Source organism: Desulfovibrio sp. 1188_IL3213 (assembly GCF_036763145.1).
Lineage (GTDB): Bacteria > Desulfobacterota > Desulfovibrionia > Desulfovibrionales > Desulfovibrionaceae > Desulfovibrio.
The window spans coordinates 1-755 of record NZ_JBAIYR010000698.1 but is presented as its reverse complement, the minus strand read 5'-3'; the positions used below and the strand labels follow the sequence as shown (position 1 = coordinate 755).

Genomic DNA, 755 nt, shown 5'->3' with positions numbered 1-755 from the left:
CGCGGTTTCGCGGGCCAGCCCCAGCACGGAAAGGCAGTCCGCCCTGTTGGGCGTGACGGAAATGTCCAGCACTTCGCGGTCAAGCACAAGCTGGTCAACCAGCGGTTTGCCCACTTCAAAGCTGTGGGGCAGCACCATGATGCCGGCGTGGTCTTCGGTCAGGCCAAGCTCGCGCTCGGAGCAGATCATGCCGAATGACGGCGCGCCGCGCAGTTTGGCTTTTTTTATGACCATACCGTCGGGCATGGTTGTGCCCACAAGGGCCACGGGCACTTTTTGGCCTTCGGCCACGTTGGGCGCGCCGCAGACGATGTCCAGCAGTTCGCCCTGGCCTGCGTCTACCTTGCAGACATGCAGATGATCGGACTGTGGATGGTCTTCGCAGACGACCACCAGCCCCACCACAATGGAGTCGATGGCGTCAAAGGGACGGCGGATGTCTTCCAGTTCCAGGCCGAGCATGGTCAGGCGGTCGCCCAGAGCTTCAGCCGTGCCTTCGTAAGGCGTAAATTCACGCAGCCATGAAAGTGAGAGCAGCATAGCATGTCCTGTTTGCGCGGGGCCTTGGGCCGCCGCGTTGGGCGTCATAGGTAGTGGTGTTCATTGCAAACCTGGGCCGCGATTATGGGCAGCCCACGCGCCGCAGCCTCAGTTGAAATTCCAGGCCGGGGCGTCATCGCTCTTTCCGGGGTCCGGAAGGGGGCGGTCATGCTCCTGCATGGGTCTGTGCCCGTAAGCTCCGGGGCGCAGTTCTG

At 62.5% G+C, this 755-nt stretch carries 1 protein-coding gene; it reads right to left on the bottom strand.

What is annotated here, in order from left to right:
• On the bottom strand, positions 1-540 hold a 540-nt coding region (gene ytpR, locus V6C16_RS14625; RefSeq protein WP_442886251.1), incomplete at its 3' end, for a YtpR family tRNA-binding protein.
• Positions 541-755 lie beyond the last annotated feature (215 nt).